Consider the following 22,074-nt stretch of genomic DNA (forward strand, 5'->3'; position numbering starts at 1 on the left):
AATCGACGAGCTCGACCGTCCCGTGGCGCACCGTGGGCGAACCACGGCGGGAACGGCCGAGAAGACCTCGATTTTGGGGGCATTCGGCACATATCAGACCACAAGTGCGGTTTGGACGGGACATCGTCGCGGGGACCCCGCCTTCGCAACGGCGTCCGCGGGCGGTTCTGGCGACGGGATGGCTACCCCCGCACACAGTCCGGATTCGAGCGCCCCGCCAGATCTCCCTTGACGATCGGTTATCACTTGATAACCTGAACTCACGAGGTTATCGATCGATAACCCACAGCCAGGGAGGTCCGAGATGTCCGTGCTCACCCACCGGGGACTCGATGAGATCCGTGCAACACTGCGCGAATACCTCGATCCGCACCCACCCGCACTGAGCCTGCCGCCCGCCGCCTACACCTCCGCGGAGTTGTGGGACCTCGAGTGCGAGCGGATCTTCCGGCGCTCGTGGTTCCTGGTCGCGCACACCGACCAGTTAGCCCGGAAAGGCGACTATGTGTCACTGTCCATTGCGGGCGAACCGGTGGTGGTGACCCGCGACGGCGAGGGTGTGCTGCACGCCCTCTCCCCCGTGTGCCGGCACCGGCTCATGCCCTTGGTGGAGCCCGGTGCGGGACAGCTCAAATCGTTCACCTGCCCATACCACCGCTGGAACTACGCCCTCGACGGCCGGTTGCGCGGGGCGCCGTACATGGAGGGCAATACCGAGTTCGCGAAGGCGGATTGCCGGCTGCCGCGGTTCGCGGTCGCGGAGTGGAACGGCTTCGTGTGGGTGAACACCGACGCCGCGGCCGATCCCATCGAGCCGCATCTCGAGCTGGCCGCCCATCGCTACGCGGCGTATCGGCTGGACCGGATGACGCTGGTCGACTCGTGGTCGCTGGAATGGCAGGTCAATTGGAAGCTGGTGATGGAGAACGGGCACGAGAACTACCACGTGCTGGGGCTGCATCAGCAGACGCTGGAACCGTTCATGCCGGGCGGCGGGGATGTGGCGGTGGAGCACTTTTCGCCGTGGGTGCTGCACGCGCGGATTCCGTTCACGCTGCCGCTGCCCGCGCAGACGCTGCGACTCGACGAGATGCAGCAGTCCAATGGCATGGTGCTCGTGGGTTTTCCGGCGAGCGCGTTCATCGCGCTCTCGGATCAGGTGGTGTGGCTGACCTTCGTGCCGCAGACCATCGATCGGGTGCGGGTGCTGGGCGGGGTGCTCACCACGCCGGAACTGGCCGCGGCCGGGGACGCGTCGATCGAGCGCACGCAGCGGGCGGTGACCGCGATGATCAACGACGAGGACCGCATCGGGCTGGAGGCCGTGCAGCGCGCGGTCGGCTCGCGGTTCGCCGAGCGCGGGCATCTCAGCCCGAAGGAGGCGCCGGGCATGCTCGCCTTCTACCGCAATCTCGCCGAGGCGCTACTGGGCGACACGCCGTGGCCGGGCCCGGTGGGCGAGTCGCGATAGCCTGATCCGCATGCCCGCACCGACGTCCGGATGGAGTCCGGCGGCCGATCGCATTCTGCGCACGGCCGCCGAGCTCATTGCCGAACGCGGATACGCGGCCACCTCCACGCGCACCATCGCCAGTGCGATCGGGGTGGCGCAACCCGCGATCTACAAGCACTTCTCCACCAAGAACGACATTCTGTCGGCCCTGGTGGGACTCGGGGTGGGGCGGCCGCTGGAGCTGGCCGGGGAGCTGGCGCGGGTCTCCGCGCCGGCGATCGTGAAACTGCATCGCTGGCTGCGCGAATCGCTGGAGCACTTCCGGGATTCGCCGTATGTGCTGGTGGCCATCCTGACCACACCGGAGCTGTATCAGGAGAATTTCGCCGCCGAGCGCGAGCTCATCCGGCAATTCGACGGGGTGGTCGTGGATTTCGTGCGGGCCGCGCAGAACGAGGGCGATGTGCGCGCGATGAAGCCGGAGTCGGGGGCGCGGCTGGTGATCGCGCTGTTCGATGTGCTGGCGGTGCCGGAATACCAGGTGAGCCCGGCGGAGATCGTGGATTTCGCGTTCACCGGGCTGCTCGCCGATCCGGCGCGGCTGCCGGAGATCCGGGCGGCGGCGGATGCGCTGGAACCGGCCGGGATCGACGGGGACGCCGTCGTGAACGCCATCGACTAGAGACGGAGAGGTCGGGAGAGTGCGGGAACTCGGTGTGGCGGTGATCGGTTACGGCTTGGCCGGTGCGGTCTTTCACGCGCCGCTGATCGCCGCGGAGCCGCGGCTGCGGGTGGCCGCGGTGGTGACCTCGTCGGCCGAGCGCGCCGAGCAGGCCCGGGCGGAGCATCCGGGGGTGCGCGTAGTGCGCACGGCCGATGAGCTTTTCGCCGATCCGGCCGGGATCGATCTGGCGGTGATCGCCACGCCCAACCGCACCCACGCGCCGCTGGCGCTGCGAGCCTTGGCGGCCGGGCTCGCGGTCGTGGTGGACAAGCCGTTCGCGGTCACCTCGGCCGAGGCCGAACAGGTGGTCGCGGCGGCCGAGCAGGCGGGACTGGCGCTGTCGGTCTTCCAGAATCGGCGCTGGGACAGCGATTTCCGCACCGCACGCGCCTTGATCGAGGACGGCAGGCTCGGCAGTGTGCGCCGGTTCGAATCCCGGTTCGAGCGGTGGCGGCCCGTTCCCAAGGGCGGCTGGCGGGAACTCGGCAGCGCGGCCGAGGGCGCGGGCATCCTGTTCGATCTGGGCAGTCATCTCATCGATCAGGCGCTCACCCTCTTCGGCCCGGTCGTCGACGTCTACAGCGAACGCGATCACCGCCGGCCCGGCGTGCAGGCCGATGACGACGCGTTCCTCGCCCTCACCCACGCCAATGGGGTGCGCTCCCATTTGTGGATGAGCGCCGTCGCACCCCAGCTGGGCCCGCGGCTGCGCATTCTGGGCTCCGAGAACGCCTATGTGACATACGGTCTCGACCCCCAGGAAGCAGCCCTGCGGGCCGGTCGCCGGCCCGATGACGGGAAGCCGTGGGGCACTGTCGAGCGCGAGCACTGGGGCCTGTTCGGCACCGAGGACGACACCCGCCCGATCCCCAGCGAGCCCGGCGACTACCCCGCGTTCTACCGCGGCATGGCCGACGCCCTGTGCGACGGCACGCCCGTGCCGGTCGATCCACGCGACGCGGTCGAAACGCTGAAGATCTTGGAGCAAGTCGCCCGGTGATCTACAAGACGCCAATTCCATTGGGTCCTAATCTGATTCGTAGAATGATCATCTGATTTCGCCGCCGCGTACGGGTCGCTCGCCGTAAGCTGCCCAGCTATGGGCAGGCCGGGGCATCGGTATCGCCCGACCGGGCGAGAGCTCGATCGGTCTGTCCCGCACAGAGATTGGATGAATGATGCGCATACGTGCAGCACTTGTCGGCGCCGGGATCGCGATCGCCGGACTCACCGCACTCGGCGGTCCGGCCCAAGCCGGGCCGGAGGCCGAACTGGGCGACGGGTGGCGGTATATCGGGTCCTACACCACGAACAGCCGGTGTATCGACGCGGGCCAGCAGTTCCAACGCGAAGGCGCTATCCGTGAATGGCGCTGCCAGTTGGATACCGGCTCTTATCCGCCGTATATCCTGCACGGCCGGTAATCCGCGGCGCTGATATGTAAAGCTCGAATCGGCCGGGATCGCATCCCAGCCGATTCGAGTTGTTTCTTAGCCCGAAACGATCGGTATTCGTAACCGGATCCTGTCCATACCTCACAGCTATCACCGCAGGTGAGACGTAGCCTGAATTGTGCCTTCAGGACGGCACAGTAGGGCTGCTAGTGGGTAGAGACAATGGGTTTGGCGTCGTGGCGTACCGCCGCTCTGGCACAAATGGCTCGCACCGGCGTGAGCGCCGCCGTGATATTCCATGTGCTCGATGACGGCAGCGAAGTCATCACTTTTCCCCGGCTCAACTGGGCGCTGGTTCTCGCCACCGCCATTCTGATAGTGGGCGTCGCCATAGCCGTTATGGTTCTGGTCAGCACCGCGGAATTCGACGATACGCCGCCGGCCGTGCCGAGCTCGCCGGTGGTGTGTGAACCGTTCTGCCCGCAACCCTCCTGAGGAGTGCTCGTTACGCCACTCCGAGGCATGCATGGTTCACTTTTGATGATCATGTGCCACAGGAGGTTCCGTGCCGTCCCTACCCGCCGGGTTCGATTTCACCGATCCGGATCTGCTCGCCGAGCGCTTGCCGGTCGAGGAGTTCGCCGAGCTGCGCCGCACCGCGCCGGTGTACTGGAATCCGCAGGCCGACGGCCGCAGCGGGTTCGACACCGGCGGGTACTGGGTTGTCACCAAACTCGATGACATCAAGGCGATTTCGCGGAATCCGGAGGTCTTCTCCTCGGAGCAGAACACCGCGGTCATCCGGCAGCCCAGCGACACCACGCGCGCGGAGATCGAGATTCAGCGATCGATGCTGCTGAATATGGATCCGCCCCGGCACACCAGATTCCGGCGGATCATCGCCAAGGGTTTCACCCCGCGCGCGGTCGAGCGGCTGCGCGACGCGCTGCGCGAGCGGGCCGAGCGGATCGTCCGCGAGGCCAGGACCTCCGGGGGCGGCGACTTCGTCGAGCAGGTCGCCAGTGAGCTTCCGGTGCAGGCCATTGCCGAGCTGCTCGGTGTGCCGGCCGCCGATCGCGCACAGCTCTTCGAGTGGACCAATCAGATGATGGGCTACGACGATCCCGACTACGAGGGTGATCACCGGATGGCCACCGCCGGGGTTATGGGCTACGCGTGGAATCTCGCCGAGGAGAAGCGGCGCCGCCTCGCCGACGATGTCGTCACCACGCTGCTGCGGGCCGATGTGGACGGCGCGGGGCTGACCTCCGAGGAATTCGCGTGGTTCGTGGTGCTGCTCATCGTCGGCGGCAACGAGACCACCCGCAATGCCATCAGCCACGGGATGAAGGCGTTCGTCGATCATCCGGAGCAGTGGGAGATCTACAAGGAGCAGCGCCCGCGCACCGCGCCCGACGAAATCGTCCGCTGGGCCACGCCCGTGGTCGCGATCCAGCGCACCGCCATGCGCGATACCGAGATCGGCGGGCAGCCCATCGCCACGGGTGATCGGGTCGGATTGTTCTATGCCTCGGCCAATTTCGACGAGGACCACTTCGACGACCCGTTCCGATTCGACATTCTGCGCACGCGCAACCCGCACGTCGGGTTCGGCGGCAGCGGCACCCACCACTGCGCGGGCGCCAACCTGGCGCGACTCGAGATCGATCTCATGTTCAACACCATCGCCGACGTGATGCCGAATCTGTACGAGATCTCCCCGCCGGTGCGGCTGCGCTCGGGCTGGCTGAACGCGATCAAGAGCTGGAAGGTCGCCTACGCCTGAGCGGCCGAACGCGGGACTAGCCTGGGTAGTCGTGGACCCCACTTCGTGGTCGAACGGCGCGGAACCGTTGGACGACCTCGGCGCGCCGGTCGCGCTGCGCGGGCCGGTGCGGCGCGTGGTGTCGCTGGTGCCGTCGCTGACCGAGTCGATCGCGGTCAGCTGCCCCGGCCTGCTGGCCGGCGCCACCGACTGGTGCACCCATCCGCCGGACCTGCGGGTCGAGCGGGTGCGGGGAACCAAGAACCCGAACGTGCGGCGCATTATCGACATGGTGCCGGATCTGGTGGTGTGCAATCAGGAGGAGAACCGCCGCATCGACGTGGATCGGCTGCGGGCGGCGGGAATCCCGGTGTGGGTGACCAGGATTCGCACCGTGGCGGAGGCCTTTTCGTCGCTGGAGCGCTTGTTCGCGGTGGCGCTGGGCGTAGCGCCGCCGGAATGGCTGGGCCGGGCCGAGGCGGAATGGGCCGCTCCCCCGCCCGAGCCCTTCCGCAATGCGGTGATTCCGATCTGGCGCGATCCCTGGATGGTCGTCGGCCGCGACACCTTCACCGCCGATCTCGCCCACCGGCTGGGCCTGCGCCTGGTGCACGCCGACCGGCCGGACCGATACCCGAAGGTCTCCCCACCGGAATTGACGGCGGGCGTCGACCTGGCCGTACTGCCCGACGAGCCCTACGTCTTCACCGAAACCGATGGCCCGGAAGCGTTTCCCGGCATCCCCGTCGCCTTGGTCGAGGGCCGCAGCCTCACCTGGTACGGCCCCTCCCTGACCACCGCGCGACAGCTGCTGACCACCCAACTCGCGCACCCCTTCCGCGCCTGAGCTACGGGCGGTCGTCCAGCGAGACGGGGTCAGGTCTGGCGGTAGTCCGCCGACGCGGAGGTTTTCTACGGCCGCGCAGCGGAAATGGGAGTGTACCTGTGAATTCCAGTGGGTATCTTCGGCTTCAGGGGAACTGGACTCTGGGGGGAGCCGATGTCTACGCCTCGATTGGAATCTGCGAGTTCATGGGAGCGGGAGCGGTATCGGGAGGGGTTGCGGAGGCATCGGCGGATTTCGTCGGCGGCGCTGGTGTTGGCGTCGATGCCTTCGATCGTGCTGGCGGGGATGCTCGTGGCGCACGTGGGAGGGTTGCTCGGAGTGTGGGGGATGGTGGGGTTCGTGGGGTTGTGGGGGATTTCGGGGGTGCCGGTGTTCTTGTTCGGGATGGCGCTCGAATCGCGGCCCGAGGGGGTGGCGGTTCCCGAATGGCCTGAGGGGCAGGCCAAGCGGCTCCAGCCCGCTTGGCGGGATGTCGTCGAGGCGGCTGGGGTTTCGGAGAGCGATTATGTGGTGTTGATCGAGAAGTCGAGTGAGGTCAAGGGGTCTGCCGGGTTCGGGCATCTCATCAATGTTTCGTCGCGGGCCGTGCGGCGGCTGAAGCGGCGGCAGTTGAGTGCGTTGCTCGCCCATGAGCTCGGCCATCTGCTCAGCTCCCGCCGCAGCGGGTGGTCGCTGGTGGCCATGTGGTATTCGGTGCCGCTGTATCTGGCGCCGACACTGCTCGCCGGCATGCTGGCGGTGTCGAGCGGGTTCGCGAACGACGGTCCGGAACGGAAGTGGTCCAACGGTATTGGGCAGGTGACATATCTGGCAACCATGGGCGGAATGCTGGTGGCGCTGTTCGGTACCCGGTTCGCGATCGTCGCCGCCGGGCTGCTGATCGTTCGGGTGCTCGCCCGGCGCATGGTCAGCCGGCGGGACGAGCGGATGGCCGATCTGGTCGCGGTCGATCTGGGGTTCGGGGACGGGTTGCTTGCGCTGTTGCGGAAGCATCTTCACGATTCGTGTCCGGGACCGGCGGCGCTGCCGTGGCGGGATCGACTGTCCCGCTTCGTGTTCGCACCGCTGTCGACGCATCCGACGGCGGACCAGCGCATTCGCGCGGTCGAGGCGCGGATGCGTGCCCGGATGCAGGATGAGCAGGACCGGATGGCTACCGGTTACGGCTGGTGGCGCAGCAGCCAGACGGTGGGGCCGCCGCCGGGCAGCGCGACGGTGGTGGTCACCTCGAAGCCGAGCCGCCCGTAGAACGGGAGGTTCTCGGGCTTGGAGGTTTCCAGATGGGCCGGGAGACCTTCGGCGCGGCAACGGGACAGACCGGATTCCATGAGGTGGCGGCCGTAGCCGCGGCCGCGGAACTCACGGGCCGTCGCGATGGACAGCACGTGCCAGTGCGGTTCCTGGACATGCGAGGACCAGATCAGGCGGGTGGCCGCGGCCGCGCGGCCGTAGTGGCGGCCGTAGGCCCGCCACAGGGTGGCGCGCTCGGACAGTGTCATGGCCGGTGACCTGCGGTGCGGCGCCAGCCACAGGGCGGCGCCGACCAGACCGGCCGATTGGTCGACGGCCAGTTCGATGCCATTGCTCGACGCGTGCGCGTAGCGGGCCTGGAGTTCGAAGACGATGTGCTGCTTGGCCAGCCGCGCGGAGGCGTTCGGATGCAGCCACATGGTCATCGGATCGTCCACGAAGGCGCGGGCCAGCAATCCAGAGACCGTGCGGAGTTCGGCCGTGGTGCCGTGGCGCACCGGTCTCCCCGTTGTGCGTCCTGCTTCTCTCACTCCGACGATGCTACGTACCCGCGCGGGCCCGCTCGCGAGCCAGGGCGCGGTCGCGCTGTTCCTCGAAGCGCGGAATGCGGATCCGTTCGAGGTCGTCGAGGAAGATCGCCAGGCCCTCCCGGGCCCGTTCGCCGCGGGCGGTGAAGTCGGTGCGGCCGAAGATGTTCCACTGGCGGATGACCGGCATGAGCACCTCCTCCAGATGCTGGCGCAAGTCGTAGACGCCGTGCTTGGCCATGAGCACGCCGTTGCGGCGGAAGTTCGGCATGCCGGTCCCGGGCATGCGGAAGTTCTCGACAATCGTGGCGATCGCCGCCATGGCCTGGTCGGGAACCAGATCCAGGGCCGCCCCGCACATGTTCCGATAGAAGATCATGTGCAGGTTCTCGTCGGCGGCGATGCGCTGCAGCATGCGGTCGGCGATGGGGTCGTTGCAGACCTTGCCGGTATTGCGGTGGCTCACCCGGGTGGCCAGCTCCTGGAAGCTGACATAGGCGACCGAATGCAGGAAGCCGGCGTCCTGGGTTTCGGCGGGCGCGCCGAAACCGTCGGTCATATGCGCCATCCGGGCGTTCTCGAGCGCCACCGGATCGACGCCGCGGGTGACGACGAGGTAGTCGCGCAGCACGATGCTGTGCCGGTTCTCCTCGGCGGTCCAGCGGCCCACCCAGGTGCCCCAGGCGCCGTCGCGGGAGAAGTTCTCCGAGATCTCGCGGTGGTAGGAGGGCAGGTTGTCCTCGGTGAGCAGGTTGGTGATCAGCGCCGCCTTGGCGACCTCGCTGAGCCGGGATTGCGCTGGATCCCAATCGGTTCCGCCCAGGGCGGCGAAGTTCCGCCCGTCGTCCCAGGGCACGTAATCGTGGGGGTGCCAGTCCTTGGCGATGGACAGGTGGCGGTCCACGCACTCGGCGGCCACCGGCTCCAGTTCGGTCAGGATCTCTCGCTGGGTCAGCTCACGCGGCACACCATGCTCCTCGCCCGATCTCGCGGCGCTGCTTCCTTGCGCAGCAACCTGGTCGCTACCTAGATCATCAGGCGGGCCGCGCCAGGAGTAGGGCCGAAAGTCCTCACCGGCGAGGACCCTCGATCAGCAGGTGCGAACCCGAATTCCCGCAAGCGCACAATGTCCGCTATTCGCATTCCATGCCGCCGGCGGTGCGATACGCGACTTATCGGGAATCGAAATGGGCCAACATGATTCGAATGCGGGCCAGGACGCCCGCAACCCGGGAAAATGTGCTCGAATAATAGTGCTCCTTCAGTCACCCCCGACACGATCCCGGAGCGGGCCCCCAGAAGAGCTGGCGCTCTTCGGGGGCTACTCGGGACCATGCCCCCGGATTGCCGTTCGGTTTGTCCCCGATTGCCGGGTATGGCACAGTTCGAACCGCAGAACGGCGGTGCCGGGGCACCGGATGGGAGGGTGGCTCGGATGTCGTGGGAGCCGACGCAGTTCACTGGCCAAGGGCAGATTCCGCAGGAGTTCCTGAACTACGACGGGGCCCCGCTGACCTTCGACCACCTGTGTTCGATGTCCGCGAGCCCGCCCGAGGCGGCTTTCCGTGTCGCGGTATTGATCCGGCTCTGCGAGATCGCGGCCTCGTTCGAGGAACGCCATCTCGTGCACGGCGATATCGCGCCGAAGAACGTGCTGTGGAGTCGAATTCAGCCCGACGCGTACATCGTCCCGAGCGAGGCGCTACTGCATCCCGCCGAGACCATCGCGCCGCGCGCGCCCGATGGCGCCGAGTGGTGCGACCCCCGCCGGCTCACCGGGCAGGTCAATGCCCCCGACCGCTACAGCGACCGATTCGCGCTCGCGGTGCTGCTGTACCGCGGCCTGTTCCTGGATTTCGGCGCGCCCGCCATCCCGCAGGGGAATTGGCGGGCCTCGCTGACCGCCGAGGTGCATCCGGAGCTGCGGGTCTTGTTCGAGCGCGCATTCGCCGACCCCCTCGCCACCGATGCGCGCCCGGCCGCCGCGGAATGGCTGGCGGCGCTGCGGACCGCGCATCCCCCGGTGCCGCAGCCCGCGTGGCCGCCGAACACCGGCCGGGCTCCGGCTCCCGCACCGCCGCGCGGCACTTCGGGCGCGCTCATCGGCGGCATCGTGGCGGGCGTCGTCGCCCTGGTCGCGGTGATCGCCGTCATCGTCGCGGTCGCGGCGCGCGACACCGGTGAGCAGAACACCGCCGCGGCGACCACGACCATCGCCCACTCCCCCTACACGACCAGCTCCGCCTACGACACCCCGCCCACCACACCGGCTTTCGACTGGAACACCCTCGATTCCGCCGCCACCGACAAGACCCCGTTCACCGTGAACGCCTTGCTGCCGCGCAGCTTCCGCGATGCCAAGAATGTCGACTACACCCTGCGCGCCAGCGGCGTGCACGAATGCTATTCCTCCGACATGTCCTGGAACGTGCAGCAGACCCTGCGCGAATACGGTTGCACGGAAGCCGTTTCCGGGTCGTATATCGATCACACCGATCAGATCCTGCTCACGATCAAGGTTTTCGCATTCCAGACCGCCGCCGATGCCACTCGCCTGTACGAGGGCATGCGCGGGCAGAATCAGGACTGGGGAATTCGCTGCCCGCTCGAAGGCGTCGGTTCCGAGCCCTGCGATACCAATCCGGACTTCGCGGTACAGGCCAGCTGGGGCGCTCAGCATTACCGCTACGTGTTCGAGGCCACCGCCCTCTACATCAATCTCACCCAGGACCGCGGCATTATGGAATGGCTCGATGCCGCGGCCAGCGAAGGGGTGAAACAGGCCGGGCCGGAGAACTATTGGCCCCGCTGAGGATTGCCGAGCCACTCGCCGATCCGACGGCACACCCACGGGCCGTCGTCCACCGGTAGGTCGTGACCGGCGGAGGGATGCAGCCGCAAGGGCGCGCCGTAGCGCCCCGCGATGCGCTGCGACATCTGGAACGGCGCGAGCCGGTCATGAGTGGCGGCCAGCACCAGCAGCGGCACCGGAATGCGCTGCGGCAGGCGGAATCTCGCGGCGGCCACGACCTGGGCCAAGGCGTTCGCCGGGGCCACGGGGGTGTCGCTGTGATAGGCGGCCCACGCCTCGGCCAGCGCCACCCGGTCCACGTCGGGATGATTGATGGTGAGCCGGCTGACGGCCGATTCGTGCGCCTGCGGCGTACGGAAGGACCGCCCGGCGAAGACCGATACCGGCTCCCAGCGCATGCGCCGCACACTCGACACCTCGCGCGCACTGGTGTTCACGACCACGCAGCGCTCGAAATCGCCGGGATAGCGCGCGCACCAGTCCATGGCGAGCATGCCGCCCAGCGAAATGCCCAGTACCGACCACTTCCCGTCGCCCGGCTCGAATCGCGCGCGGAGATCGTCGGCGATCCCGGCGATCGTATGCGGTGACCGCCGCCGGTATTCGGTCCCGAAGCCGGGCGGATCGAGCATCGCCACCGGCGCGTCGAGTTCGGCGGACAGCAGCTGCGGGAATGCGCCCCAATGCCTTTGATCGCGGGTCAGCCCCCGCAGCAGCAGCCATCCGGTCATCGCGTCTCCCCACCGATCACACCCGCCGGCCGGCGGTATCCCTACCTGTCCGCAGCCTAGCCGCGCGAGCCCACACCACCCCGACTTCCTGCCGAACTCTGCCCAAATTGCCCGATCCGTGATTAGCTGGAAATAAGCCAGCACTCCGTCAGGCACCATCGAACCGCCCCAGGAGGATCGCCATGCCCACCCGCGACACCGCGTGGCCACCGGGAACTCCGTGCTGGGTCGACTGCTCGGTCGACGATCCGGCCGCGGCCCGCGCCTACTATCACCGTTTGCTCGGCTGGGACGTGCAGGACAGCCCGCCCGCGGCGGGCGGCTACCTGATGGCGATGGTGAACGGCAGGCCCGCGGCGGGTATCGGCCCCAAGATGAGCGCCGCGCCCATGCCCTCGGTCTGGACCACCTATTTCGCCGCCGACGATGCCGATGCCGTCGCGGCGGCCGTCGGCGCAGCGGGCGGCATGGTGCTCATGCCGCCGTTCGATGTCCTGGATGTGGGCCGCATGTTCATCGCAGCCGACCCCGCCGGCGCCATGTTCGGCGTCTGGCAGGCCAGGGCGCACCACGGGGCGGAGGTCTACAACGAGAACGGGGCCTGGTGCTGGAACGATCTGCACACCTCGCAGTACGAGGTGGCGAAGGAGTTCTACGGCAAGGTCTTCGGCTGGACGTTCACCGAGGTCGGGCAGGGGCCGGACTTCCCGTACGCCACCTTCGCCAATCCGGGCGGCGACCCGGTCGGCGGCATCTCCGACACCACCAACCATCCGGGGCAGACCCCGCCGTTCTGGCTGACCTGGTTCCAGGTCGCCGATATCGACGATCTCATGGCCGAGGCCGTCAATGCCGGTTCGACCGAATTGATGGGTCCCGAGGACGGGCCGTTCGGGCGCATGGGGATCCTGCGGGCTCCGCAGGGTGAGGTCTTCGGCGTCATCACCTTGACCGCGCGCGGCTGAGGGGCGCGCCGGGCATCAACGGAAGGTCCGCGTTTCCGAGCGCAGCGGCAGCCGATACAGGTCGACCTCGGCTGCCGCGCCGTCGAAGGGACCGGCCAGGCGCAGGGTGTCGGGGGTCGGCTGCGTGTAGCTCAGGGTCGAATCACCCACGCGGATCTGCGATTCGGGCTCCTCGACGACGAGGTCGAGCTCGAGCAGCTCACCATTGTCGCGGAGCAGGACCACCCGCTGGGAGGCCGGACGGTCGTCGATCGCCAGTCGCACCCAGCGCGGACCATCGCCCCGGAACCCGTCCACCGCCCACACTCCGTCCAGCTCCGAGAGCCGGTCGGTGTAGTCGCGGTACTGGTTGATTCCATTGGCTCCCAGGGCGATCAGAACGAGCAGCGCCGCCGCCGCGTGCGCGGCCACGCCCGCCCGGCGCAGGCGGGGGTCGGCCACCAGAGGAGTCCGCGGCAGCGCCGGTGAATCCCGGTTGCGGATCATCACATCGATCAACCGCGACCACCACGGCATGGACACCACCAGCGCCATGCCCAGCATGAGCAGTGGGGTGAGCACCACCGGCACGTCATAGCAGATATTGAGGATGCTCACCTGAATCAGCGCGACCATGCTCACCAGCGCGCCCAGCAGCACCGTGCGGCGGGCAATGAGCAGCAACCCGCCCAGCACCTCCACCACACCGCTGATCACCGTGTAGGGCGTCGAGGTCGCCATGAACTTCCACAGCATGCCCGACGGCGAGGACTCCCCCAGCGGGACCAGCATCTCCGAGGGCAGTGTGAAGGCGATGAACTGCGTCGGAATCACTTTCACCATTCCGAACGCGATCATCAGCAGGGACAGCACGACCCGGATCGCGGTATACGCCCAGCCACGGATGCTCACCCACTGCCAACGACGCACGATCGATATTGGTTTCGCGACGGGCATAAGCCTGGCTTATGGGGTGCTCGTATCTCGGTGGCTACCGGGCGAGTCCGCTTCTCGCGATGGTGAATCGATGATCAGTGTGCGCGCGTATGGGCCCGGGCTGCTCGTCGTGGCGGTCGTCGCCGGCGCCGCGACCGTGCTGGGCCGGGCGCTGCCCTTCGTCGGAACACCGGTGATCGCCCTACTCGCGGGTGCGGCGATCGCGGCGAAATGGGCACGCGCGGTGGAGGATTCCGGTCCGCTGGGTCCGGGGCTCGGCGTCGCGCGGCAACGGCTGCTCCAGGTGGCGGTGGTGCTGCTCGGTTTGGGGCTGCCGTTCGACGCGGTGCTGAATGTCGGCCGGCGGACCGCGCTGGTTCTGGTGGGAACGCTGCTCATCGGGGCCGGAGCCGCCTTCGTCGTCGGCCGAATGCTGGCCCTGGATCGCGAATCCGCCACGCTGGTCGGCGTCGGGACGACCATCTGCGGCGCGTCGGCCATCGCGGCGGCCACCGCGGTGATCCAGCCGCGGCGCGAGACCGCCGCCTACGCGCTCGGCACCATCTTCGTCTTCAATGTGCTCGCGGTCCTGGTATTTCCGCCGATCGGACGGCTGCTCGGCCTGTCCGACGAGGCATTCGGGCTGTGGGCGGGCACCGCCATCAACGACACCTCCTCGGTCCTGGCGGCGGGAGTCGTCTTCGGGCCCGCGGCAGCACAATTCGCGCTGGTCGTGAAGCTGGCGCGCAGCCTGATGATCGTTCCCATGTGCCTGGGACTGCATTGGGAACGCCGCCGGCACACGCCCACCGCGGAGCGGCTGCAAGCCCGGCGGATCGTGCCGGTATTCGTGCTGCTGTTCCTCGCGGCCTCGGTGATCGCCGGAACCGGGGTGATCCCGCCGGCCGCGAGCGCCCCGCTCGCGCACGTCAGCACCGGGCTCATCGCCGCGGCGCTCACCGCCATCGGCACCGCGCTCACCTGGCAGCGGGTTCGCCGATCGGGTTCGCGGCCACTGCTTTTCGGCGGCATTCTGGGCGCGGCCCTGGCAATCGGCAGTCTCGCCCTGCAAACCGCCACCGGCTGGCGGTGACCGGTCAGGCCGGAACGCTGGCCGGGGTGCGGGAGATGCGGCCGCCGAGGCGCTCGTTCACGGCGAAACCGTGACTGCGGCACCAATTGGCGAGAATCGGGACGGCGGAGTCGTCGTCGCGGAAGGTCGGGACCAGCTGGCCGACGATGTACAGATGATGGGCGTCGGCGGCGCGGCAGAGGTGTTGCAGGGTGGCGGTGCCCAGACCGGCGCCGCGCAGTTCGGGATTGACGGTGATGTTGTCGAGTTTGATGGTGTCGGCGTACACATCGAAGACGACTTCCACGAGCTGGTCGCTGCGGCGCAGGGTTTCGATATCCGACGGAATGGGTCTGAGTACACCCGGCAGGTGGTCGGCGAGCTTCTGGCGGGCGATATCGTCGGGCGCGGCGCGGGTGACCGCGATGACCTGATCGATGAGGTCGGCCACGGCGGCGCGATCCCCGACCGCCGCCAAGGGACGGACCTGCGCACTGGAGTCGGCGACCACGCGCAGCTGGCGCACCCAGTGCGGGGAGGTGGCCGCATTGCGGGCGATCAGGTCGGTGAGGGTGTTCTCCAGGCAGATCGCGGCGCCCAGGCTGCGAATGTAGCCGCCGGACAGCACACCCCAGCGATGATCGTCCGCGCCGACACCGTGGCGGGCCAGATCGCGCAGCAGCGCGTCGCGGCGGTGCGTGGCATGGGCGATGGAGCCGCCGGGCATGCGATGCAACCAGCGTTTCCACCCCGTGAGGTTGGCGCGGATACGGGTGGTCGCGATCTCGGCACTGGCATCGAGATAGTTGCACAGTGCTTGCTGTCGCCGCTCCAAGAGCTCGCGCGCGCGGTCGGTCCCCGTTCCCTCGGGAAGCGGTTTGCCCTCACTCATATTGGCAAACGCTATCGTTCCGGACCTGCCGGGCAAGCGACCGGCGCGCGTGTCATCGCGCTATCTGAGAATTTGCTCGCGCGGGGCATCGGACAGCGCCTCCACCCGATCGATCAGATCGTTCTCGTAGCGCTGCGCCTGACGGCGGCCGAAGCGGGTGTGGCGCCGCAGCAGCTTGCGGGCCTTGCGGCGGCGGCGCTGGGTGAGCAGGCTGGACAGCTGCGCCTCGGTGCCGAGCGCGCGGGCGGCCGGCTGGGCGATGGTGGCGCGCAGCCAATTCCGTTCGGCGTGCAGGACCCAGCGGTAGGCCAGGGTGAAGATCGCCAGATCGACGAGGATCGGCAGGAACATCACCAGCCAGCCCGGCCCGGCGGGGCGCGGGGCGTCGAAGAGGAAATGCATGGTGACCGCGCACAGGTAGAAGACGGCGAAAACGCCCAGCCGCCAAGGCCACGACCGATCCGTGCGGGTCAGCAGCACCACAATGCCCACACCCACCAGCGCCGACATGGCCCAGTGCGAAGTGAACGCCGTGACCAGGCGCAGCACCGCGACCATGAGCACATCGGCCACCGGATGCTGCGGTGCGCCGAGCGCGGTCTGCACGCTGTAGAGGCCGTCCTCGGCGATCTGCGCGCCCAGACCCACCGAGCCGCCGATGAGGAATCCATGGATGGGACGGCTCAGCAGCGGGCGGAACAGCACGCACACCACCGCGATACCGATGGCCTTGATCAATTCCTCGTCGATGGGCGCGGCGATGGCGGCCGACCAGTTCGACGCGAAACGATCGCCACCCAGATTCGTGATCACCCGGGTCACATGATCATTGGCCCACAGCGCCAGGCCGGTCCAGACCGTCGCACCCCAGAGGAAACCCATGAACATGGGAGCGCCCAAACGACGACGAGCGCGGAAAGGATCGAGCCAGAACAGGATCGATCCGAAGACCAGCAGCGTCAGCAGCGTGATGGGCAGGGCCGCGAACGCCGGTGCGCCCGCGAACCAGATCTGGCCGAACGACTGCGCCAGGAACAGGATCGGACCCGCGACGACGGCGGCGCAGTACACCCAGAACAGCGCCGACCGGGGCTGGAACCAGCTCATGCTGCGCGCTCCGGGCATGAGTGAGGGAGCTGCGTAGTACCGCTCCGCTGCCGCCTCCGGGCCCGACCCGCTCATTCCGTCACCGCCCGGCTCGATTCGAGCACCATGGCGATGAGCGCGCGTCCCGCCTCCCGGGTCGTGCCCGCCACCGTGACCGTCACCGCCACATCACCGCTGGTGGCGACCGCGCACACGCCGCCGGCGGTATTGGGCAGCACGCAGGTCAGGCCCTCGAATTCCCCCGCCCGGAACGCGCCGCCGTCGAAGTCCACCTGCTCCCCGGCGGCCCGCAAGGGCAGCAGCAATCGCGGTGCGGCGACCGCGAAGTCGGTGATGCCGTCCACCACCGACACCGACAGCCGCTGATCGTCCAGCTGCGACCGCAGCACCGCGACCGTCTCGCTGCCGGTCGCGATCCGATCCATGGGTTCGGGGACCACGAAGGCGACCGCATTCGCGGGATCCGCACCACCGGAGAGCGATCCGACGCCCGAGGCGGTCAGCGTGATGACGGTCCCGGGCGCCACCGCGGTCTCGCGGGTCGGCACCGCGGCATCCAGGAGGGGCGGGACCGCGAAGACGGTGGCCAGCGCACCCACCGCCGCCACCGCGGGTCCCACCGAATGCAGCAGGCGCACCATGCTTTCCAGCCTCTCGGTCCGTGCCGCCATCGCGGCACAGCTGACGCGTGCCGAGAGTTAACCACAATCCGGAACCGGGCGGGCGAATGCGCGCCGCACGAGGGCCGGAAATCGGTTACAGCAGATTAGCCAGTGCGGACAGCGGGCCGGGGAGCCCCTCCGCGTGCTTCTTCAGCCCGGTCACCACCGGATGCGGCGTCTCCGCGCGCAGCCGATCCAGCTCGCTCTGCATGGCCGTCACGGTCTGCTCGTAGTACGAGTCGACCAGAGCGGTGTCCTCGGGATCACCCGGTTCGGTCGACCAGGTCAGCGCGGGCAGGAAGCTCACGCTCACATGCGCGGGCAGCGGAATCTGCGGCAGGATCGGGGCCACGCCGAACGGCAGGCCGACGGTGTAGGGAAACACCTTGGCGCGCACCAGCTTGTCCAGCTGCAACAGCTTGGCGGTGCGCTCGCCGCGGCTCAGGATGAAGATCGAGTCATGGCCGCCGTTGGCGACCGCCGGAATCACCGGCACCCCCAGCTTCAGCGCCAGCCGGATGAAACCCTTGCGGCCGGCGAAATCGATCTTCCCCCGATCGGTCCACGGCCGGCACGCCTCCCAGTCGCCGCCCGGGTACACCATGACCGCGCCGCCGTCCTTGAGCCCCTGCGTGGCCGCGTCCTGCGAGGCCGGGATCACGCCGAACTGCTTGAGGCTGTCGCCCAGTAGCGGTGCGCGCAAAAGGATCTCGTGCGCGACGCCGTGGGTGGGCTCGTCGGGGCGGCGCTCCATCATGGCCATGAAGGTGATCCACACCTCCGGCGCCCAATAGATCGACGAGTGATTGCCGATGATCAGCGCCGGCCCGGCGGCCGGCACATTCTCCACGCCGGTCACGGTGGGCGTGAAGTAGTTGGTGTAGGCCCGGGCCAGGGGAAGCAGCGGGTGGTTCGGGTCCGGGATCACCTTGGTGTCGTTCATGAGTCGTTCCTGTCTATTGCCTTGCCGGTAGACGGGCACGCGCGCGACGCCACACGCCGGCGTCCTCCGAACAGACGCCTAGCCGAATTGAATTGCCCCCGGTCACATCCCCATTGATAGTTCCGCCGCGAAAAGCGCGGTCCGGTAAGGCTGAGCGCGTATCGCCACTTTGCGATCGATGCCCGTCACCGTCCTCCTGCCCTTCCGACGGTATCAACCCAAGCACTTGCTTGGTAGGAAGTGTGCGGAACCCAACATCTTCCCCGGACCTTCCTGCGCTCCGGTTTTCGCCGACCTATGATGTGCCGCTTCACATTTCCCGACATGGTGGACATACATGCCATAATGCGCATATCGGCGTAGAGGAATGCGATACGACCACGAGCACTTGATCCACACCGTGACGCGGTGCTCACCCGGTCGCCCAGATGAGCAGGGCCGCGAGGACGAGCAGCACGATGACGCCGAGCGACACCACCGCGATCCAGCGATTACCTCCAGCCGGCGGTCGCACGGACGAGACCTGTGCCGGCTGTCGCACCGGAGGCTGTTGCGCCGGCGGCCGCACGGGAGGTTGGGCCGGAACCGGCGGCGCCGGCGGCGGATTGAAGACCGTGGTCGGATCATCGAGCACCGTGGTCGGATCATCCACCGGGGGCGCGGCCACCACCGTCGGTTCGGTGGGTGTCAGCGCACGCTCTGCCGCGGCGGCGAATTCGGAGCAAGTGGCGAAACGGTCGGCCGGATTCTTCGCCATCGCCCGCCGCAGCACGCCATCCAGGGCCGGCGGCAGACCCGGGCGGCGGGTGGCCAGCGGCGGCGGCGGATCGTTCAGCTGCCCGGCAATGATCGCGCCCGGATTGTCCGAGGCGAACGGCGTCGATCCGCACAACAGCCAGAACAGCGTGCACGCCAGCGAATACTGGTCGGCGTGATGATCGAGCGGCTTCCCGCTGAGCTGCTCCGGCGAGGCATACGCCAGCGTGGCGGTGAACGTCCCCGCCTGCGTCACCTGCTTGGTGTCATCCCGCAATCGCCCGATCCCGAAGTCGGTCAACAGAATTCGCTCATCGTGCCCGAGCGTCGGCCGCGCCAGCAGAATATTGGCCGGCTTCACATCGCGGTGCAGCACCCCCACGGTATGCGCGTAATCGAGAGCCTTCGCCGTCTCCGCGAGAATGAACACCGCCCGCTCCGCCGCCATGGTCCGCGGCTCCAGCGTCGACCCGTCCACCCCGTCCACGAACTGCATGGCGATCCACATCCGCCCGCCGTCCATCCCCCGGTCGTACACCGACACGATATTCGGATGATCCAGCCGCGCCACCAGATCGGCTTCCCGCTCGAACCGCGCCCGCGACTCCGCGTCCGTCGCGAACTCCTCCCCCAGCAACTTCAACGCCACCAGCCGCGGCAACCGCGGATGCCGAGCCAGATACACCTGCCCCATCCCACCCGACCCCAGCCGCCGCTCGATGACGAACCCGGCGAAGACCTCACCCGCCTCCGGCATGCGGCCCCCTCTCGAACTGCGAGAACGATTTCAAAGGTACGCCGCCTGCCCCGCACCCAGGCCGGGAAACGACCGCACCCCCTCCGAGATTCCGGAGGGGGCGCGATGGCATACCGCCTTTTGTATCGCCACGCCTTGCGATCCCGTGTCTCAAGGAACCTTGTACAGCCAGAGCCGTGCGGGCGTGAGCTCGCCCTTGTCGTTCCACTGGTACCCGTGAGCGAGGCCCTCCCCGTTGTAAGCGCGCAGATACGACACGATGTCGGCGCGGGCGACATGCCCGGCGGCGATCCCTCGCAACACGATGGCGGTCAGGTCATAGGCCTCGACCGAGAAGGTGCCGGGCGGTCGGCCGGCGACGGTCTCGAATGCCTCGGCGAACCAATCGGTGGGCGGACCGCACAGGCAGGACAGGATCGCCCCCGCCGCGGCGGCGCCGGCGCCCTCGACCAGGACCGGATCATAGGCGCCGTCCCCCGACACGAAGGTGGCGGTCACGCCCGCCGCACGGAGCAGTTCGACCAGGTTCGCGGCATCCGGGTTGTAGCCGCCGTAGAACACCGCGTCGGGCCGGGCCGTGGCGATCTTGCTCACCGCACCGGCGAGATCCGCGCCCTCGGCAACCGATGTCGAGCACGTCCCGTCCGCCGCGGCTCCGAGTGCGGCGCTGAGCGTCCGACCCAGACCGCTGCCGTAGGGGCTGGTATCGGTCACAACGCAAACACGGTCGAATCCCGCGGCGCCGGTGAGGTATCGGGCTATCGCCGGACCCTGGATATCGTCACTGGACACGCCGCGGAAGAAGCCGCGGAAACCTCTGTCGGAGAGTGTCGCGTTGGATGCTCCCGGTGAGAGAAACGCGAGATCGGCATCGCCGAGCGCGTTTCCGAACGCGAGCGCCTCACCGGAGAAGACCGGTCCGATCACCGCGGCGATGGCGGAATCGCTCGCAATCTGCGGCGCGAGTTCGGCGGCGACGCGAACCTCGCTGGTGGTGTCGAACTCCTTCAACGACACCTGGCATCCCGGGTTCTTCCGATTGAACTGATCTATCGCCAGTTTCACGCCGCCCGGAATGCTCTGGCCGAGGCTCTGGTTCTGCCCGCTGAACGGGCCGATCGTCGCGATCGTGGTCGGTGCGCAGACCGCCTTGCCGTCACCGGCCGGATCGACCGCGAAAGCAGGTGGCGTGACCTGCTTTCCCTGTTCGTCCACCAGCATCAGCGGCTGGAACTGCGGAAACATACTCAGACGTGTCCCGGCGGCAAGCGTCGCCGCCGCGGTGGGCGACCCGGTCGTCGTCGACGTGTTCGGCGCCGTGGCGCCCGGTGCACCCCTGTCGCGAGTGGACCAGTAGATTCCGCCCGCCACCGCCAGCACGACGACGAGCCCGAGAATCCCAGCGGCGAGCCAACGCCCAGCAGGATTTGCCGAACTCGGCCCGGAACCGGGGCCGGGCATGGTCCGGACCGCCGGTGGTCGTCCGAGATTCGCCGGAATCGATTGCGCGGCAGTCGCGGCCGTCCCGATGTTCGCGGGCCCCGGGACGAACACGGTCGTCGCGGTGGGTGTCAGAGCGACCGCGGCAGCGGACGCCAACGCCATACAGGAGCCGAAGCGATCGGCCGGATTCTTCGCCAGAGCCTGCCAGAACACCCCGTCCACGGCGCGTGGCAAGCCCGGCCGCCGGTCGCACACCGACGGTGGCGGTGTCTGTAGATGACCGATGATCAGCGTTCCGATGCTGTCCGCCTCGAACGGGGTCGAGCCGGAGAGCAAGCGGAACAGTGTGCACGCCAGCGAGTATTGGTCGGATCGGGGGTCGAGCGGGGCGCCCGACAGCTGTTCGGGGGAGGCGTAGGCGAGGGTCGCGAGGAGGGCTCCGGTGCGAGTGAGGTGTTGCGTTTCCTCACGCAGCCGGCCGATGCCGAAGTCGGTCAGCAGGACTCGTGCGCCGTGGCCGGGAGATGGCCGAGCCAGCATGATGTTCGCCGGTTTCACGTCGCGGTGCAGGATTCCGACCGTGTGCGCGTAGTCGAGCGCCTTGGCCGTTTCGGCGATGATGTGCAGTGCGCGGTCTGGGGGCAGGGTCCGGTGATCGAGGGTTCCGGCGTCGGTGCCGTCGATGAACTGCATCGACATCCACAGGCGGTCGTTCCAGATGCCGCGGTCGTAGACCGCGACGATATTCGGGTGGTCCAGCCGCGCAACCAGATTCGCTTCCCGCTCGAACCGGGCCCGGATATCGGGGTCGGCGTAGAACTCCGAGCTCAGCAGCTTCAGGGCCACCTGGCGGGGCAGGCGCGGGTGCCGTGCGAGGTACACCTCGGCCATGCCGCCGCTGCCCAGCGGTCGTTCTATGAGGTAATCGGCGAAAACTTCCCCTGGTCGCAGCATCCCGGCCCCCGAAGATCACAGTGAAACCCTTCGGACCCTACCCGGACGACCGGTCGGGTCGCCGTGCATCGGGCAATCACGTGAAATGCCGCCGCGCCCCAGCC

21 protein-coding genes are annotated in these 22,074 nt (G+C 68.2%); 11 read left to right on the plus strand and 10 right to left on the minus strand.

Annotated elements, in window-relative coordinates; translation table 11 throughout:
* The first annotated feature begins 304 nt into the window (after positions 1-304).
* From ACFVIV_RS10970 to ACFVIV_RS11005, 8 genes are all read left to right on the plus strand, one after another.
* Positions 305-1,471, plus strand: a complete 1,167-nt coding sequence (locus ACFVIV_RS10970) for a Rieske 2Fe-2S domain-containing protein (protein ID WP_379194873.1) — start codon at positions 305-307, stop codon at positions 1,469-1,471.
* Between the two features lie 10 nt (positions 1,472-1,481).
* Positions 1,482-2,135: a TetR/AcrR family transcriptional regulator gene (locus ACFVIV_RS10975; RefSeq protein WP_379194875.1), complete on the plus strand. Its 654-nt coding sequence runs from the start codon at positions 1,482-1,484 to the stop codon at positions 2,133-2,135.
* A gap of 19 nt (positions 2,136-2,154) precedes the next feature.
* Positions 2,155-3,177: a Gfo/Idh/MocA family oxidoreductase gene (locus ACFVIV_RS10980; RefSeq protein ID WP_379194877.1), complete on the plus strand. Its 1,023-nt coding sequence runs from the start codon at positions 2,155-2,157 to the stop codon at positions 3,175-3,177.
* A 175-nt stretch (positions 3,178-3,352) separates the two neighbouring features.
* A complete protein-coding gene (locus tag ACFVIV_RS10985) occupies positions 3,353-3,601 on the plus strand; it encodes a hypothetical protein (protein WP_379194879.1) in 249 nt (82 codons plus the stop codon).
* A 246-nt stretch (positions 3,602-3,847) separates the two neighbouring features.
* A complete protein-coding gene (locus tag ACFVIV_RS10990; RefSeq protein WP_379194881.1) occupies positions 3,848-4,066 on the plus strand; it encodes a hypothetical protein in 219 nt (72 codons plus the stop codon).
* Between the two features lie 70 nt (positions 4,067-4,136).
* Positions 4,137-5,357 carry a cytochrome P450 gene (locus ACFVIV_RS10995; RefSeq protein ID WP_379194883.1) on the plus strand — a complete coding sequence of 407 codons (1,221 nt, stop codon included), beginning with the start codon at positions 4,137-4,139 and terminating at the stop codon, positions 5,355-5,357.
* A gap of 31 nt (positions 5,358-5,388) precedes the next feature.
* A complete protein-coding gene (locus tag ACFVIV_RS11000) occupies positions 5,389-6,183 on the plus strand; it encodes a helical backbone metal receptor (RefSeq protein WP_379194885.1) in 795 nt (264 codons plus the stop codon).
* A gap of 261 nt (positions 6,184-6,444) precedes the next feature.
* On the plus strand, positions 6,445-7,431 hold the full coding sequence (locus tag ACFVIV_RS11005) for a M48 family metalloprotease (RefSeq protein ID WP_379194887.1): 987 nt from the start codon (positions 6,445-6,447) through the stop codon (positions 7,429-7,431).
* Here the strand turns inward: ACFVIV_RS11005 and ACFVIV_RS11010 are convergent.
* On the minus strand, positions 7,344-7,964 hold the full coding sequence (locus ACFVIV_RS11010) for a GNAT family N-acetyltransferase (RefSeq protein ID WP_379194889.1): 621 nt from the start codon (positions 7,962-7,964) through the stop codon (positions 7,344-7,346). The genes ACFVIV_RS11005 and ACFVIV_RS11010 overlap by 88 nt on opposite strands.
* A gap of 10 nt (positions 7,965-7,974) precedes the next feature.
* Complete coding sequence (locus tag ACFVIV_RS11015) at positions 7,975-8,928, minus strand: acyl-ACP desaturase (protein WP_379194891.1); 954 nt, start codon at positions 8,926-8,928, stop codon at positions 7,975-7,977.
* Between the two features lie 468 nt (positions 8,929-9,396).
* Between ACFVIV_RS11015 and ACFVIV_RS11020 the strand changes: the two genes are divergently transcribed.
* The gene (locus tag ACFVIV_RS11020) at positions 9,397-10,773 is read left to right on the plus strand and encodes a hypothetical protein (RefSeq protein ID WP_379194893.1); all 1,377 of its coding nucleotides are present in this window, start codon (positions 9,397-9,399) and stop codon (positions 10,771-10,773) included.
* Here ACFVIV_RS11020 and ACFVIV_RS11025 read toward each other — a convergent pair.
* Positions 10,758-11,504, minus strand: a complete 747-nt coding sequence (locus tag ACFVIV_RS11025) for an alpha/beta fold hydrolase (RefSeq protein WP_379194895.1) — start codon at positions 11,502-11,504, stop codon at positions 10,758-10,760. The genes ACFVIV_RS11020 and ACFVIV_RS11025 overlap by 16 nt on opposite strands.
* A 182-nt stretch (positions 11,505-11,686) precedes the next feature.
* On the opposite strand from ACFVIV_RS11025, the gene ACFVIV_RS11030 reads away from it, so the two are divergent.
* Positions 11,687-12,469 carry a VOC family protein gene (locus ACFVIV_RS11030; RefSeq protein WP_379194897.1) on the plus strand — a complete coding sequence of 261 codons (783 nt, stop codon included), beginning with the start codon at positions 11,687-11,689 and terminating at the stop codon, positions 12,467-12,469.
* A 15-nt stretch (positions 12,470-12,484) separates the two neighbouring features.
* On the opposite strand, the gene ACFVIV_RS11035 is transcribed toward ACFVIV_RS11030, so the two are convergent.
* A complete protein-coding gene (locus ACFVIV_RS11035) occupies positions 12,485-13,378 on the minus strand; it encodes a DoxX family protein (protein WP_379194899.1) in 894 nt (297 codons plus the stop codon).
* A 97-nt stretch (positions 13,379-13,475) separates the two neighbouring features.
* On the opposite strand from ACFVIV_RS11035, the gene ACFVIV_RS11040 reads away from it, so the two are divergent.
* Complete coding sequence (locus ACFVIV_RS11040; protein ID WP_379194901.1) at positions 13,476-14,477, plus strand: YeiH family protein; 1,002 nt, start codon at positions 13,476-13,478, stop codon at positions 14,475-14,477.
* A gap of 4 nt (positions 14,478-14,481) precedes the next feature.
* Here the strand turns inward: ACFVIV_RS11040 and ACFVIV_RS11045 are convergent, their stop codons facing one another.
* The 6 genes from ACFVIV_RS11045 to ACFVIV_RS11070 form a co-directional block, all read right to left on the minus strand.
* Positions 14,482-15,348, minus strand: coding sequence for a hypothetical protein (locus ACFVIV_RS11045; protein WP_379194903.1), 867 nt, complete (start codon positions 15,346-15,348; stop codon positions 14,482-14,484).
* 60 nt (positions 15,349-15,408) lie between these two features.
* The gene (locus ACFVIV_RS11050) at positions 15,409-16,455 is read right to left on the minus strand and encodes a PrsW family glutamic-type intramembrane protease (RefSeq protein WP_379194905.1); all 1,047 of its coding nucleotides are present in this window, start codon (positions 16,453-16,455) and stop codon (positions 15,409-15,411) included.
* Between the two features lie 71 nt (positions 16,456-16,526).
* A complete protein-coding gene (locus ACFVIV_RS11055; RefSeq protein WP_379194907.1) occupies positions 16,527-17,096 on the minus strand; it encodes a hypothetical protein in 570 nt (189 codons plus the stop codon).
* A gap of 115 nt (positions 17,097-17,211) precedes the next feature.
* Complete coding sequence (locus ACFVIV_RS11060; protein WP_379194909.1) at positions 17,212-18,060, minus strand: lysophospholipid acyltransferase family protein; 849 nt, start codon at positions 18,058-18,060, stop codon at positions 17,212-17,214.
* Positions 18,061-18,472: 412 nt separating this feature from the next.
* Entirely contained in the window at positions 18,473-19,573 is a 1,101-nt protein-coding gene (locus tag ACFVIV_RS11065) for a serine/threonine-protein kinase (protein ID WP_379194911.1), read from the minus strand.
* A gap of 150 nt (positions 19,574-19,723) precedes the next feature.
* Positions 19,724-21,970, minus strand: a complete 2,247-nt coding sequence (locus ACFVIV_RS11070) for a bifunctional serine/threonine-protein kinase/ABC transporter substrate-binding protein (protein ID WP_379194913.1) — start codon at positions 21,968-21,970, stop codon at positions 19,724-19,726.
* Positions 21,971-22,074: the final 104 nt, after the last annotated feature.

Origin of the sequence: Nocardia sp. NPDC127526 (genome assembly GCF_042672265.1) — a bacterium.
GTDB lineage: Bacteria > Actinomycetota > Actinomycetes > Mycobacteriales > Mycobacteriaceae > Nocardia.